Raw genomic sequence first — 16,874 nt, forward strand, 5'->3', positions numbered from 1 at the left:
GGGTCTGCCGACGCATCAATTTCGCACCTTCGCTTCGTCTCGAATTCGTTTGCTGCGTGCCCAAGATACGGGTTATGCATTCGATACAACAGTAGTAACCACTACAACAGTGCGGTCACATCATGCCTCACGTGCCACAGTGCTGTCACCGGGCCCCGGACTCCCGGTCACCGGCGTCGAGCAGCTCGGCCAGGCGAGGGCCGATCTCGGCCAGCGCCTGGGGCGAGGTCATCTGATCATGCACCACCGCGACCGGCCGATCGCGGATCTCGCCGTCGACATACGGAGCCCAATTCCCGGCGGCCGCCTCATGACCCAGCGCGCTGAAGTACTCGAGCCTGCCCCGGAACACCGAGGGCCGGTGTTCGGCGATCAGTTCCGCCGAACGCACCGCGCTGCGATAGATCCGACGCACCCGTTCCGGGGTCAGCACGGCCATATTGGCCGGGATGATCGCGTGCAGGGCGGCCAGTCCGTCCTCGCTGAGTTCGCGCACGCCCGAAGCGGGCAGCGCCGCGCCGATGTCCACGCCGAGTTCGGCGAGCGCGGCGCGGACCGCGGTGTGGAAGTCGGGCACGTCGATGTCGGGGTGCGAGTCGAGCATGGCCAGCAGCGAGACCCGTTCCCCCGACGCCTGCAGTTCGGTGGCCACGGCGTGCGCGAGCACTCCGCCCAGCGACCAGCCCATGAGCCGGTAGGGCCCGTGCGGCTGTTCGGCGCGGATCTCGGCGACGTAGCGGCGGGCCATATCCGCCAGCGTGCCGGGCAGGTAGCCCGCCTCGCTCAGCGCCGGTGACTGCAGGCCGAAGATCGGGCGCCGGGCCGGAATGTACTGGGCGAGTCCGGCATAGCACCAGGACAGGCCGTACATCGGGTGCACGCAGAACAGCGGTCCACCCGCCTCGGTGCCGTGCGGCACCCGGTTGCGGATGGGTAGCAGAACGCCGAGGGCGTCGTCGGATTCCTGGTCGTAGTCGCCGCTGCCCGCCTGGGTGGCGTCGATCCGGTCCGCCAGCGCGGCCACGGTGGCGTCGGTGAAGAACCACTGCACCCGCACTTCGGCGCCGACGCGGGTGCGCAGCCTGCTGATGGCCTTGGTGGCGATCAGCGAGTTGCCGCCGAGTTCGAAGAAGTCGTCGTCGAGGCCGACCTTGCCCGCGCCGAGCACCTCGGCGTAGACCTCGGCGACGGCGCGTTGCAGCGGGGTCGTCGGGGGTCGGTAGGGCCGGGTGGTGAAGGCGGGCACGGGCAGCGCCTTGCGGTCGAGCTTGCCGCTGGCGTTGAGCGGCAACGACTTCAGCACCTGCAGGGTGGCGGGCACCATGTAGGCGGGCAGGGCGGCCCTGGCGTGCGTGAGCACCGCCGCCTCGTCGATCGTGGCGGCGGGGTCGATGGAGTAGCCCACCGGCGCGGTGGCCGGTGCGGGCTCGGGCGGCACGGGAACGACGTAGCCGACCAGGCGGTCCCCGGTCGGCCCGTGCACCAGGGCGACGGCCGCGTGGCGCACGGCGGGATGGTCGCGCAGCACGGCTTCGACCTCGCCGAGTTCGATGCGCTGACCGCGCAGCTTCACCTGGAAGTCGCTGCGGCCCAGGTACTCCAGCTCGCCACCGGCCCAGCGGACCATGTCGCCGGTGCGGTAGAGCCGTCCGCCACCCGGCGAGGCGACGAACCGTTCGGCCGTCAGCGCGGGCGCGGCGAGGTACCCGCGCGCCAGTTGCACACCTTCCAGGTACAGCTCACCGGCCGTGCCCGGGGGCACCGGGCGCAGCTGCCGGTCGAGCACGTGGACGCGCATGTTGGCGACCGGCGCGCCGATCGGCACACTCACCCCCGCGACCCGTCCCGCGTCGGCGGCGGTGACCACGGTGGCCTCGGCGGGCCCGTACCAGTTGAGCAGGTCGACTCCCGGCAGCACCTGACCGAACCGGAGCGCGGTCGACACCGACAGCGCTTCACCGGCGGCGAACACCCTGCGCAGCGACGGCAGTTCGTCGATGTCACCGTCGGCCAGGAACGCGTCCAGCATCGAGGGCACGAAATGCACCGTGGTGACGGCCCGTTCGGCGATCACCCGCGCGAGGTACGACGGATCGCGATGTCCGTCCGGTTCCGCGATCACCACGGTGGCGCCGGTCTGCAACGGCCACAGCAGTTCCCAGGTGGAGATGTCGAAGGTGACCGGCGTCTTGTGCAGCACCACATCACCCGGCCCGTGCGGGTACGCGCGCTGGGCCCAGCGGAACTGGTTGACCAGCTGACGATGGGTGAGCATGACACCCTTGGGCCGCCCGGTCGACCCGGAGGTGTGGATGACGTAGGCGAGATCGTCCGGCCGCGCGGCCGCGAACTCTCCGGCCACCGATTCGGTGCCGAGCGTGTCGACCGCGATCACGGGAACCTGTGCGCCGGTGGTGAATCCGGTGCCGGAGGTGGTGAGCACACAGACCGGCCGGGCCGAGGCCAGCACGCGTTCGGTGCGCTCGGCGGGGTGATCCGGGTCCACCGGAACGTAGGCCGCGCCGGTCCGCAGTACCGCGTAGATCGCGGTCACCAGGTCGATTCCGCGCCGCATGGCCACGGCGACCAGCGTCTCCGGGAACGCCCCGCGCGCCTGGAGTTCGACCGCCAGCGTCCGCGCCCGCGCGTCGAATTCGGCGTAGGTGTAGGTGTTCTGGCCGTCGATCAGCGCCGTGGCGTGCGGGGTACGCGCCACCTGCGCGTCGAACAGCGACAGCAGCGTCGCGTCGTCGAGCAGTTCCGGCGCGTCGGTGGCATTGACCGAGGCCAGCCTCGCGCGCTCCTCGGCCAGCAGCACGTCGATCTCGGCGATCCGCGCGCCCGGCTCGGCGATGAACCTCGCCAGCACCATCGACAGGCGCTGGGCCAGGGCGATGGCGGTGTCGGCGGCGAAGACGTCGCGCAGGTATTTCACCGAGACCCGCAGCTGCCCGTCGGCCACGACCTGCACGGTCAGCGGGTAGTGGGTGCCGTTGGTGGCGTCCATGCCGGTGACCGCGGCCGAGCCGGTGGCCGCCTGGGCGAGCGCGGCCCGGTCGACGGGGAACGACTCGAAGACCACCAGCGAGTCGAACAGCGCCTCGATGCCCGCGATCTCCTGGATCTCGCCCAGGCCCAGGTAGTGGTGGTCGAACAGGGCGGCCTGCTCGTCCTGGAGGGTGCGCAGCAGTTCGGCGACGGTGTCGGCGGGCCGCAGTCGCACCCGGACCGGGATGGCGTTGAGGAACAGTCCGACCATGCGTTCCACGCCGTCGAGCACCGCGGGCCTGCCGGACACGGTCGCGCCGAAGACCACGTCGTCGCGGTCGACGAGTCGACCGATGAGCAGCCCCCAGGCCGCCTGCACCACGGTGTTCACCGTGACGCCGAGGTCGGCGGCCAGCGCGCCGAGGGCGGTGGTGTCGGCGGGCGAGAGCGCGAAGCCGGTCTCCCCGGTGCCGGTGGCGATCTCGCGACCCTGGTCCACCGGGGCGAGCGGGGTCGGCTCGGCCAGACCGGTGAGCGCGGCGCGCCAGGCATGGCGGGCGGCCTCGAGATCCTGATCGGCGAGCCAGACCAGGTAGTCGCGGTAGGGCGCGACCTTGGGCAGGCGCCTGCTGCGGCCGCCCAGCGCGTAGGCGGTGAGCAGTTCCTGCAGCAGCAACGGGGTCGACCAGCCGTCGATGAGGATGTGGTGGCTGGTGACCAGCAGATGCGCGCCGGTGGGCGTGCGCACGAGGGTGAAGCGCAGCAGCGGCGCGGTGGCCATGTCGAAATGGGTGGCCAGGTCGGCGGCCACCACGCGCGGGTAGGTATCCTCGTCGGCCTCGACCACGCGCCACGGCACGGTGAGGTCGTCGAGCACGATCTGCAGGGGGGTGCCCGCCGCGTCGGTGGCGAAGGCCACGCGCAGGTTGTCGTGCCGGTCGAGCACGGCCTGGGCCGCCTCGTGCAGCCGATCGGTGTCCACAGCCGGGTCCAGATCGAGGACGAACTGGGTGATGTAGGGGTCCACCGAGTTCTCCGCGAGCAGCGCGTGGAACAGCATCCCGGACTGCAGCGGCGTCACCGGCCACACATCGCTCAGGCGCCGATAGCGCCGCACCAGACGGCCGAGTTCGGCCTGCCCGAGCGTCACCAGCGGGAAGTCCGACGGGGTGAATCCGCCCGCGCCGGGCCGCAATCCGTGTTCGGCGAGGCCGCCGAGCGCGCGGATCCAGTGTTCGGCGAAGGACTTCACCGCGTCGGCGGTGAGCACCGAGGTGGCGTAGTCGAAGCGGGCGACCATGCCGTCGGGGGTGGCGTCGACGGTGAGCACGAGGGCCAGGTCGTCGACGGCGAGATCGGTGTGCACGACGGCCGGGCGCAGATCGCGGTAGCGCACCGCGAAGCGGCCGCGATCGAGCGCGCGCACGCTGTCGGCCGCCTCGATGTCGAGGTGGCGCAGCAGCCCGAAGCCCGCGCCCTGGGCGGGGACCGTGCGGCGCAGTTCCTTGATCTGGGCCAGGGCCGTGCCCGCGGCCGGTCCGCCGACCAGCGCGTCGGCGATATCGATGCCGTCCAAGCGCAGCGGCAGCGGGAAGTCGGTGGTGAAGCCGCCGACCACGTTCTCCGCGTCGGCCCGGCCCAGCCGCCGCTGGTCGGCGCGCAGCCGGACCACACTGCCCAGCACTCGGGCCGCGGTCGAGTCGGCGGCGGTCTGCAAGGCCAGCGCGGCGGCGGTGAGCAGCACCTCGTCGATGGTCGCGCGGTAGGCGTCGGCCACCCCGGACACGGCGGCCGAGCCCTCGCCGGTGATGGTCAGCGAGACCCGGTTGCGTTGCCGCAGGTCCACGGATTCGTCGGCGCGCGAACGGATCACGCGATGCCAGTACTCGCGCTCGGCGCGCGCCGCGACGGTCGACGGGTAGTCGGCCAGCCTGCGGACCAGATCACCGAGCCCGGCATCCGGGCCACCCGGGGCCGCGTGCCTGCCCCGGCTCCACGCGGAGCTCAGCTGGTCGACCACGGTGCGCCACGAACTCTCGTCCAGCACCAGCGCGTTGGCGACGACCACCAGCGTGGCCGGGCCGTCACCGACCCCGGTGAGCACGAAGTGGATATTGCGACCCTCGTCCGGGTCGAGCGCGGCGGCGGCCGCGGCCACCACATCGTCGACCGGCAGCGTGGATTCGCCGTCCTCGGCGTCGAGCCGACGGAAGGCCCCGCCGATGCGCTCGTCCTGCGGCGGGATACGCAACGCCGGGGTGTCGCCGGTGCGGTCGAGCAGCGCCCACAGCATCGGGTGCTGGTTCATCACCGCGGCGGCGGCGTCGGCGACGGCCTGGTCGGGGCAGTCGGCGGGCACGGCGAGCAGCACCGCGCGCGGTTCGACGGCCCGCTCCCCCGCCTCGATGAGCTGGGCGGCGGTGGCGGTCAGCGGCAGGTCGGCCCGCAGGGCGCCCGCCTCGGCGGTGAGTTCGGCGCGTTCGGCCAGCGCGCCGACGGTGCGCGCGTCGAACAGGTCGCGCGGGCGCAGCACCACCCCGGCGGCCCCGGCCCGCGAGACCACCTGGATGGCGGTGATGCTGTCGCCGCCGAGGGCGAAGAAGTCGTCGTCCAGGCCCACCCGGTCGTGCCCGAGCACGTCACCGATCACGCGCGCGACGGCACGCTCGGCGGCGGTGCGCGGCGCCCGGTGTTCGCGGCGCGCCACCACCGGATCGGGCAGCGCGCGACGGTCCAGCTTGCCGACGGGCGTCAGCGGCAGTTCGTCGAGGACGATGATCGCCGCCGGAACCATGTAGTCCGGCAGCACCTGTGCGGCCAGGGCGGTCAGCTCGGCCGGAAGGTCTTCGTGCCCACCGTCTTCCGGCAGCACATAGGACACCAGCATGGTCGACCCGGACCCGTTGTCCCGGCCGATGGTGGTCGCCCAGGCGACACCCGGCGCGGCGGCCAGTACGGCGTCGATCTCGCCCAGCTCGATCCGCAGTCCACGGATCTTCACCTGGAAGTCGTTGCGCCCCACGAACTCCACCACGTCACCGCGCCGCCGCACGAGGTCACCCGTGCGGTAGAGCCGAGCGCCGGGGTCGGTGTCCGTCGCGTACGGGTCGGCGACGAAGCGGGCGGCGGTGAGGGCCGGACGCCGGTGGTACCCGCGGGCCAGCTGGATGCCGCCCAGGTACAGCTCGCCGGTGACGCCTTCGGGCACCGGGCGCAGCCGCGAGTCGAGGATCAGGGCGCGCACGCCCCGGATCGGACCGCCCATGTGCACCGGCTCGCCGGGGCGCAGCGGGTCGCTGATGGCGGTCATGATGGTGGTCTCGGTGGGACCGTAGCCATTGTGGAAGTGCCGCTGCGGCAGGGTGTTCCAGCGGGCGGCCAGGTCGGCGGGCACGTGTTCGCCGCCGACGACCAGCGCGCGCAGGCCGGGCACGCCCTCGGGATCGAGGGTGGCCAGCACGGTCGGGGTGAGGAAGGCGTGGGTGACGCCCTCGGCCCGGATCAGTTCGGCCAGTTCGGTGCCACCCACCGACCCGGCGGGCGCGATCACCAGCGTGCCCGCGCCGCCGAGGGCGAGCAGCAGTTCCAGCATCGAGGCGTCGAACGACGGCGAGGCGAAAGCCAGTGCGCGCGAATCGGTGTCGAGCTGGTAGCGCTGCTTCTGCTCGGCGCGGAAATTGGCCAGACCGGCGTGGGTCACCACGACGCCCTTGGGCAGACCGGTCGAGCCGGAGGTGTAGATCATGTACGCGGCGTGGGCGGTGTGCGCCGGTCGGCGCAGCTCGATCTCGCGCAGCGCGACCCCGGGGTATCCAGCGATCTCGGTGGTGAAACCGCGCTCGTCCAACGCGACCCAGCCGATGCCACCGTCCAGTGGCGGCAGTTCGGCGAGTTCGGCGGAGATGGTGATGCCGAAGCGGGCGCCGGAGTCGGCCACCATGTGACTGATCCGCTCGGCGGGATAGCCCGGATCGATCGGCACGATCATCGCGCCGGTGCGCGCGATGGCCCACACCGCCAGCACGGCTTCGGCCGAGCGCCGGATGGCCACGGCCACCGCGACTTCCGGCCCGGCGCCGCGCGCGAGCAGGCCGCGCGCGAGCTGATTCGCGGCCGCGTCGAGGTCGCGGTAGGGGTAGCCGCGACCGTCCGCACGCAGCGCCAGCCCGGTCGGGTTGGCCTGAACGGCCGCGTCGAGCAGCGCGGCGAGGGTGCGCGGCGGTTCGGCGGCCGGACCGGTGAAGCTGGTCTGTCGGGCGATCTCGGCGGGCTCGAGCAACTCGACGTCACCGACCGCGCGATCGGGATCGCTGACCAGCCCGCCCAGCAGTCGCTGGAAGCGCACCGCCAGGTCCCGCACGGTCGAGGCGTCGAACAGGTCTGTCGCGTAGGTGAATTCGGCGTGGAGGCCGCCGAGGTCGGGCAGCTCGCGCAGGGTGAGCAGCAGGTCGAATTTGGCCTCGGCGGTGCGGGCGTCGAGCGCGCTCACCGCCAGTCCGGGCAGCTCGACGGCCACCGGCGCGAGGTTCTCGAACGACAGTGCCACCTGGAACAGCGGGTGTCGGCCCGCCGACCGCGCGGGCTGCACCGCGTCGACCACGCGCTCGAACGGCACATCGGCGTGCGCGAAGGCCCGCAGGTCGGTCTCGCGGGTCCGGGTGAGCAGCTCGGTGAACGGCTCCCCCGCGTCGACGTGGCTACGCAGCACGAGCGTGTTGACGAACATGCCGACCAGCTCGTCGAGTTCCCTGGCCCCGCGTCCGGCGATCGGCGTGCCGATGGCGACGTCGTCGGTGTCGGCGAGGCGGGCCAGCAGCGTCGCGAGCGCGGCCTGTACCACCATGAATACAGTGACGCCCTGGGCCCGCGCGAGTTTCGCGATCTCCGCGTGCAGCCCGGCATCGAGGGTGAACTCGCTGGTGGCGCCCGCGAAGGACTGCACCGGCGGGCGCGGCCGATCGGTGGGCAGCGCGATCTCCTCGGGCAGCCCGGCCAGCTCGGTCTTCCAGTAGGCCAGCTCCCGCGCCGCGATCGAGGACGGGTCGTCCTCGGCGCCGAGCGAGTCCCGTTGCCACAAAGCGTAATCCGCGTACTGCACCGGCAGCGGAGCCCATCCGGGTTCGGTTCCGGCGGTCCGCGCGGTGTAGGCCAGCACCAGATCGCGTGTCAGCGGGCCCAGGGAGAAACCGTCGGCGGCGATGTGATGCGCGACGAAGACCAGCACGTACTCGTCCGCGCCACCGACCCGCAGCAACCGCACCCGGACCGGCGGCGCGACGGTGACATCGAACCCGATGCCGACGATGCGCCGGACCGTCTCCGCCACCTCGTCGGCCGTCACCGTCACGGGCGTCAGATCGATCGGCACCGCTCCCGGCGCCAGCACCTCCTGCAGGGGCCCGCTGCCGCGAGCCACGTCGCCCGCAGTGCCCGGTCGCGATCCGGAGCCGACGGCCGTCCCGCCGACCTCGGGGTACCGCGTCCGCAGCACCTCGTGCCGGGCGAACAGATCGCCCACGGCCAGGCTCAGTGCCACCGGGTCGAGGTCGCCGGTGAGGCGGATGGCGGCGGGGATGTTGTAGACGGTGGCCTCGGGGTCGAGGCGGTTGAGCAGCCACATGCGGTGCTGGGCCAGCGACAGCGGCACCCGGTCGGGACGCGGCCCTGCGACCGGCGGCAGCGCGGCCAGCGCGTCGGCGCGGTGCACGCGCAGCGCCAACTCGGCCACGGTCGGCGCCTCGAAGAGCAGACGGACGCCGACCGCGCGGTCGAGCGCGGTGCCGATGCGGGCGGCGGCGCGGGTGGCGAGCAGGGAGTTGCCGCCGAGGGCGAAGAAGTCGTCGTCGGCGCCGATGGTGTCGAGTTCGAGGATCTCGCCGTACACACCGGCGATCAACTGTTCAGTCGGGGTGGCGGGCGCACGGAAGGCGGCCATCTCGAAAACCGGTGCGGGCAGGGCATTCCGGTCGAGTTTGCCGTTGGCCGTCAGCGGGAGCGCGTCGAGCGCCACGAAGGCGTCGGGCACCAGGTAGGTGGGCAGCTTGTCGCGCAGCCCCGACTTCACCTGCGCCACATCTGTTCCCTCGCCGACCACGTAGGCGACCAGTCGGTCACCGAAGTGGGCGTCGGTGCGGGCGAGCACGGCGGCCTGGCTGACACCGGGCAGCGTCAGCAGCGCGGCCTCGATCTCCCCCGGCTCCACCCGGAAACCGCGGACCTTCACCTGGAAGTCGGTGCGGCCGAAGTAGATCAGCTCGCCGCCGACCGTCCTGGCCACCAGGTCACCGGTGCGGTACATGCGCGCGCCCGGCTCGAACGGGTCGGCGAGGAAACGCTCCGCCGTCAGCGCGGCCTTGCGCAGGTAGCCGCGCGCCAGTTGCACGCCAGCGAGATACAGCTCGCCCCTGACCCCGGGCGGCACCGGGAGCAGGCGCTCGTCGAGGACGTAGACGCGGCTGTTCCACTCCGGCGTCCCGATGGGCACGGTGAGCACATCGGCCGCGCTCACCCGGTGGTCGGTGATCGAGACGGCGGCCTCGGTCGGGCCGTAGAGGTTGTCGATCCTGGTGTCGGGCAGGGCATTCAGCAGTCGCTGGGCCAGTGCGGCGGGCAGCGTCTCACCGATGGCGAGGATGCGGGCCAGCGGGCGCGGGCTCGCCTCCCAATACCCGGCGAGCGCGTCCAGCAGCGACGGGACGGCGGTCAGCGTGGTGACACCGGTCTCGGCGATGAGCGCGTCGAGATATCCGGGGTCGCGGTGCCCGTCCGGCGCGGCCAGCACCAGCGTGCCGCCGCAGACCGCGGCCGACCAGAACTCCCACACCGACAGGTCGAAGGTGGCGGGCGTCTTGAGCAGGAACACATCGGAGGCGTCGGTGCCGAATTCGCCGCGCAGCCAGTGCAACTGGTTGATCACCGCGCCGTGCGGCACGGCGACACCCTTGGGCCGACCGGTCGAGCCGGAGGTGAACAGGACGTAGGCGGTGTTCTCCGGCCGCAGCGGCGCACGCCGGTCGGCATCGGTGACGGGCCCGGGGTCCTGGGAGGCGATGACCGGATGATCCACGTGCACCACCGGCGCGGCGTCGGTGCGGAAACCATTGGTGAGCACACAGATCGGTGCCGCGGTGCCGAGAATGTAGTCCGTGCGGTCGGCGGGCTGGTCGGGATCGATGGGCACATACGCGCCACCGGCCCGGACCACCGCGTACATGGCTACGACCAGTTCGATCGAGCGCGGCAGCGCCAGGGCCACCAGCGACTCGGGTCCGACGCCGAGGGAGATGAGGTGGCGGGCGAGCCGGTTGACCCGTGCGTCGAACTCGGCGTAGGTGAGTTCGATTCGGCCGTCCGGCAGATCGGCGACCAGCGCGGTGGCGGTGGGGTCGGCGTGCGACGGCAGGTCGGCCAGCGTCCCGCCGGGGACCGCGAGATCGGCTGCCCCGCTGACGATTTCACCGGCGATCTCGGCGGCCGTCCGCAATTCCACCGCACCGACGACCACCGAGGGTTCACGCACGACGGCCGCGAGCAGCAGCGTGAGCCGCTCGGCGAAGGCCGTGACGGTCGCGGCGTCGAACAGTTCGGTGGCGTAGGTGAAGAAGCCCTCGATCCCGGTCGGGGTGCCGTCGGCGGTGTAGCCGTCACCGACGATCAGGTGCAGGTCGAACTGTGAGACCGCCAGCTCCGCCGCGACCGGCGCGATCCGCAGCCCGGGCAGTTCCAGCGCGGCCCGGTCGACGTTCTGGAACGACAGACCCACCTGGAACAGCGGGTGCCGCGCCGTCGAGCGCGGCGGGTCGAGCACCTCGACCAGCCGCTCGAACGGCACATCGGCCGCGGCGAACGCGGCCAGATCGCGGGCGCGCTGGGCGTTGAGGAGGTCGGTGAAGGTGGCGGCACCGTCGTAGCTCGTGCGCAGGACGACCGTGTTGACGAACATGCCGATCAGGTCGTCGAGTTCCCGCTCGCCACGTCCGGCCACCGGGGTGCCCACGGCGACCTCGGTGGTACCGGCGAGGCGGGCCAGCAGCACGGCGAAGGCGGTGTGCAGCACCATGAACACGGTGGCGCCGCTGTCGCGGGCGATCCGGGCGAGCCCGGCGTGGGTGTCGGCGTCGACGCGCACCGGCACCCGCGCGCCCGCCAGCGAGGCGACGGCGGGGCGGGGCCGGTCGGCCGGGAGTTCGAGCAGGTCGGGCAGCCCGGACAGTTCCGCGCGCCAGAACGAGATCTGCTGGGCGGCCACGGAATCGGTGTCGTCCTCGGTGCCGAGGCGGTCGAGCTGCCACAGCGCGTAGTCGGCGTATTGCACCGGTAGCTCGGCCCACTCGGGGGCGCGCCCGGCGGCGCGGGCGAGGTAGGCGGTGGTCACATCGCGCACCAGCGGCGGCATGGAGGACGCGTCGGCGGCGATGTGATGCACGACCACGGCCAGCACGTACTCGGTGGCCGCGTCGGGCTCGGGCTCGGTGATGTCGAGCAGCCGCACCCGCAGCGGGACCTCGGTGGTGACATCGAAGGCGGTGGCCGCGAGCGCGCCCACCTGTTCGATCAACTCTGCGACATCGCCGCGGCGCGGGGTGACGTCGAGGTCGACGGCCTCGACGGGCAGCACCCGCTGGATCGGACCGTGCTCGGTCTCGGGGTAGACGGTGCGCAGCACCTCGTGCCGGGCCAGCACGTCGCGCAGGGCGGCACCGAGAGCGTCCACATCGAGACGGCCGGTCAGGCGCAGCGCGAAGGGCAGGTTGTAGGCGGCGGCCCCGTCACCGCCCATGCCCTGGTCGAAGCGGTTGAGGAACCACATGCGCCGCTGGGCGGGCGAGAGCGGCAGCTCGGCGGGCCGGTCCAGGGTGCCCAGCCCGCTGGCGACGGCGGGCTCGGCATCGACGTCGAGGACGGCGGCCAGCGCGGCCACGGTCGGGTTCTCGAACAGGGTACGCACCGCGACGCGCGCGCCGGTGGCGGCGCCGAGCCGGGCGATGAGTTTGGTGGCGATCAGCGAGTTGCCGCCGAGGGCGAAGAAGTCGTCGTCGACGCCGATGTCGGTGCGGCCCAGGACCGCGCCGAACTGTTCGGCGACCAGCCGCTCCGCCGCCGTCGATGGCGCCCGGAAGACCCGAGTGCGGAAGTGCGGCGCGGGCAACGCTTTCCGGTCGAGCTTGCCGCTGGCATTGAGCGGCAGCGCGTCGAGCACGGTGACCGAGGCCGGAACCATATAGGCGGGCAGGGTTTTCGCGACCACCGCCTGCAACCGGTCGGCGTCGGCGGCGTGGCCGGGGGTGGGCACCACATAGGCGACGAGCTGGTCACCCAGTTCGGTCGCGGCGACCACGGCCACCGCCTGGTTGACGGATTCGTGGGCCAGCAGCGCGGTTTCGATCTCCCCGAGCTCGATGCGCTGGCCACGGAACTTCACCTGGAAGTCGATGCGACCCAGGTAGTCGAGGCGGTGCGGCGCGGTGGCCGTCGGCTCGCGCCAGACCACCAGATCGCCGGTGCGGTAGAGGCGCTCGCCGGTGCCGAACGGGTCGGCGACGAACCGGTCGGCGGTGAGTCCCGGCCGCGCGACGTACCCGCGCGCGAGCTGATCGCCCGCCAGATAGAGCTCTCCCGCGATCCCCGGCGGCACCGGGCGCAGGCGCGAGTCGAGCACGTAGACGCGAGTGTTCCACTGCGGCAGGCCGATCGGCACCGAGCGCTGACCCGCGCGGGCGGGCCAGTAGGTCACCGAGACGGCGGCCTCGGTGGGGCCGTAGAGATTGTGCAGCCGCGCCGAGCTGACCTCGGCCATGGCGTCGACGGTCTCCGGCGGCAGCGCCTCACCGATCACGAACACCTCGCGCAGCGAACCGAGGCTGCCCGGGGTCGCCTCCGCGGCGAACACCGTAAGCATCGAGGGCACGAAGTCGGTGACGGTCACGTGGTGGCGCCCGATCAGGTCGATCAGGTAGGCCGGGTCGCGATGCCCGTCCGGGGTGGCCAGCACCAGCGTGGCGCCCACGCGTAGCGGCATGAAGTAGCCCCACAGCGACACGTCGAAGGTGGTGGCGGTCTTCTGCAGGTACACGTCACCCAGGACCAGCGGGTATTTCGCCAGCATCCACACCAGCTGGTTGTGGATGGCGGCATGGGTGACGGCCACGCCCTTGGGCTTGCCGGTCGAGCCGGAGGTGAAGATGACGTAGGCCGGGTGCTCGGGGCGCAGCGGGGCGCGCAGTTCCTCCGGGCGCACGGCGTCGACCGGCACCGCGCGGGTGTCGAGTTCGTCGAGCAGCAGCAGGTCGATGTCGGCGGGCACCGCGATGGCGTCGGCGCGGGTGCTCAGCACCGCGGCGGGGCGGGCGGTGTCGAGGATGTAGGCGAGCCGGTCGGCCGGGTGGTCGGGGTCCAGCGGCACGTAGGCGCCACCGGCGGTGAGCACCGCGTACATGCCGATGACCAGCTCCGGCGAGCGCCGGATGGCCAGGCCCACCAGCGCTTCCGGGCCGACGCCCGCGCCGATCAGCACGCGGGCCAGGGTGTTGACCCGCTCGTCGAACTGCCGGTAGGACAGCTCGACGCCCTCGTAGACCAGGGCGGTCGCCTCCGGATACGCCTTCACCGCGCGGCGGTAGGCGTCGAGCATCAGCTCCGGCGCCACCGGGTGGGCGGTGCCGTTCCAGGCCGTCAGCGTGAGTTCGCGCTCGCGCTCGGTGATCAGGCCGATCTCGGCGATGGCGGTGTCGGGGGCCGCGGCGACCGCGCCGAGCAGGTGGGTGAAGCGGGCCGCGGTCGTCGCGATGGTGTCGGCGTCGAACAGGTCGGTCGCGTAGGTGAACGACGCGCCCATCGGTTCGGCCGGGTCGGTGCCGGGCACGACCGTCAGTTGCAGGTCGAAACGCGCGACGGTGCCGCCGAATTCGACCGGGGTGGCGTCCAGGCCGGGCAGGCGCAGGTTCGGCAGGTCGAGGTTCTGGAAGAACAGCGCCACCTGGAACAGCGGGTGGTGGGCCTGCGAGCGGACGGGGTCGAGCAGTTCGACCAACCGCTCGAAGGGCAGGTCGGCGTGGGCGAAGGCGGCCAGGTCGGTCTGCTTGGTGGCGCGCAGCAGTTCGGCGAAGCTCGCGCGCTGATCGATCCGCGAGCGCAACACCAGGGTGTTGACGAACATGCCGATCAGATCGTCGAGTTCACGGGCGCCGCGCCCGGCGACCGGGGTGCCGATGGCGAGGTCGTCGGCGTGCGCGACCCGACTGAGCAGCACGGCGAAGGCCGCGTGCACGACCATGAACTCCGAGGCGCCGCTGCGCTGGGCCAGGGCGGCGAGGGCGGTGTGTACCTCGGCGGGGATCTGGAAGGCGTATTCGGCGCCGCGGCCGGTGAACACCGGCGGCCGTGGACGGTCGGTGGGCAGGTCGAGGCGGTCCGGCAGTCCGGCCAGCGCGGTGCGCCAGTAGGCGATCTGGGCGGCGGCCAGCGAGTCGGGGTCGTCCTCGGCGCCGAGCAGTTCCCGGTGCCAGAGCGTGTAGTCGGCGTACTGCACCGGCAGCGGCTGTTCCCTGGGCCGCGAGCGGTTGCGACGCGCGAGGTAGGCGCCGAGCAGATCACGCAGCAGCGGCGCGATGGAGGCGCCGTCGGCGGTGATGTGGTGCAGGGCGACGGCGAGCACGTGGTCGTGCGGGCCGAGCTGGGCCAGCGCCACCCGCAGCGGTACCCCGGCCGCCACATCGAAGCCGGTGGCCGCGAATTCGCTGAGCCAGAGCGGCAATTCGTCCTCGGTCAGCGAGTCGACCAGCACATCGGGCACGGCCTCCTCGATCGGCAGGATCACCTGGTGACCCACGCCGTCGACCGCCGGATACCAGGTGCGCAGCGATTCGTGACGGCGCACCAGATCCGACAGGGCCGCGTGCAGGGCGCGCGCGTCGAAGGGTCCGGCCAGGCGCAGCGCGAACGGGATCGTCTCCGCGGTGGAGGCGGGATCGAACTGGTTGAGGAACCACATCCGCCGCTGGGCGGGCGAGAGCGGGATCAGGTCCGGCCGTTCGCGACGGGTCGGGGCCTCGTGTCCCCCGGCCCCCTTGAGTGGTTCCAGCAGCACGGCGAGCCCGGCGACGGTGGGACTCTCGAAGACATGACCGGCGGGCACCCGCCCGGACAGCTTGGCGCCGAGCCGGGCGGCGGCCTGGGTGGCCAGCAGCGAGTTGCCGCCGAGGGCGAAGAAGTCGTCATCGGCGCCGATCGGGCGTTGCGGGGTCAGCAGTTCGGTGAAGACCTGGGCGACCAGTTCCTCCATCGCCCCCGAGGGCGCCCGGAATTCCGTGGCGCGCAGCGACGGTGCGGGCAGCGCGGCCCGGTCGAGCTTGCCGACAGGGGTCAGCGGGATGACGTCGAGTTCGGTCAGCGCGGTCGGGACCATGTGCGCGGGCAGCCCGGCCCTGGCGTGCGCGAGCAGTTCGTCGTGGTCGACGCGCGCGCCCGGGGTGGCGTGCACGTAGGCGGCGAGAATGGTGGTGCCGTTGTCGAGTTCGTGCCCGACGGTGACCGCGAAGTCGACGCTGTCGTGCGCGGTGAGCACCGTGTCGATCTCGCCGAGCTCGATCCGGAAGCCGCGCACCTTCACCTGGAAGTCGTTGCGGCCCACGAACTCCACGGCGCCATCGGGGCGGCGGCGCACCAGGTCACCGGTGCGGTACATGCGGCCACCGGCCGCGTCGAAGGGGTCGGTGACGAAGCGGGCGGCGGTCAGCGCGGGCTGGTGGTAGTAGCCGCGGGCCAGACCGTTGCCCGCGATGTAGAGCTCGCCGACCATGCCGTCAGGCACCCGGACCAGCCGCTCGTCGAGCACGTATTCGGTGACCCCGCGCAGGGGCGGGCCGAAGTTCATGGTGTCGCCGACCATCAGCGGCGCGCTGATATTGGTGACGATGGTGGTCTCGGTCGGGCCGTAGCAGTCGTGGAAGCGCCGGGTGCCGGTGGCCCAGCGCCGGATCAGATCCGGCGGACACGCCTCACCACCGGTGGTGACCACCGCCAGATCGTCCAGGCCGGTCGGGTCGAGCCCGGCCAGCGCGGCGGTGGTGATGAACATGTGCGTCACCGCGTCGCGGCGCAGCACCTCGGCCAGTTCGGGGCCGCCGAGGATACCGGCGGGCACGATCACCATGGTGGCCGCGGCGCTCACGGCCATCAGCAGTTCGAGCACCGCGCCGTCGAAGGAGGGCGAGGCGAAATGCAGGGTGCGCGAGGTGGGTTCGACGCCGTAGTGCGCGCGCTGCTCGGCGCAGTAGCCCGCCAGACCGGCGTGGGTCACCGCGACGCCCTTGGGCAGACCGGTGGAGCCGGAGGTGTACACCACGTAGGCGGGGTGGGTCAGGCGCAACGGACGCACCCGGTCGGCGAAGGTCACCGGATCGCCCGGCTGCTCCTCGACCGCGGCGCGCACGGCCTGGTCGTCCAGGCACAGCCAGTCCAGACCGCCGGGCAGCCGGTCGAGATCGGCACCGGTCGACAGTCCGGCCACCGCCCCGGAGTCGGCCAGCATGTGCTCGACGCGGGCGCGCGGATAGTTGGGGTCGACCGGCAGGAAGGCCGCACCGGCCTTGGTGATCGCCCACATGGCCAGCACCGAGGCGGGCGAACGCGGCAGCCCGACGGCGACCACGTCCTCGGGACCGATGCCGCGCGCGATCAGCAGCCGGGCCAGCCGGTTGGCGCGTTCGTCGAGTTCGGCGTAGGTCCAGCGCACCGGTGCGGAGACGCCGTCGTCCCAGCTCAGCGCGAGACCGCCCGGATTGGATTCCACCGCGACGGACAGCAGTTGCGGCAGCGACTTTCCGCGCTGCCGGGCACGGGCACCGGAGGCCCGAGACGCCCGGGTCACGCCAGTTCCCTCCGTTCGA

Annotated in this window: 1 protein-coding gene; it reads right to left on the bottom strand. The window is 72.4% G+C overall.

Going from position 1 to position 16,874, the window contains the following annotated elements:
* Positions 1-145: 145 nt before the first annotated feature.
* Entirely contained in the window at positions 146-16,855 is a 16,710-nt protein-coding gene (locus tag QC180_RS21485) for a non-ribosomal peptide synthetase (RefSeq protein WP_278264593.1), read from the bottom strand.
* Positions 16,856-16,874: the final 19 nt, after the last annotated feature.

The organism is Nocardia anocheti (genome assembly GCF_029675105.1).
Taxonomy (GTDB): domain Bacteria; phylum Actinomycetota; class Actinomycetes; order Mycobacteriales; family Mycobacteriaceae; genus Nocardia.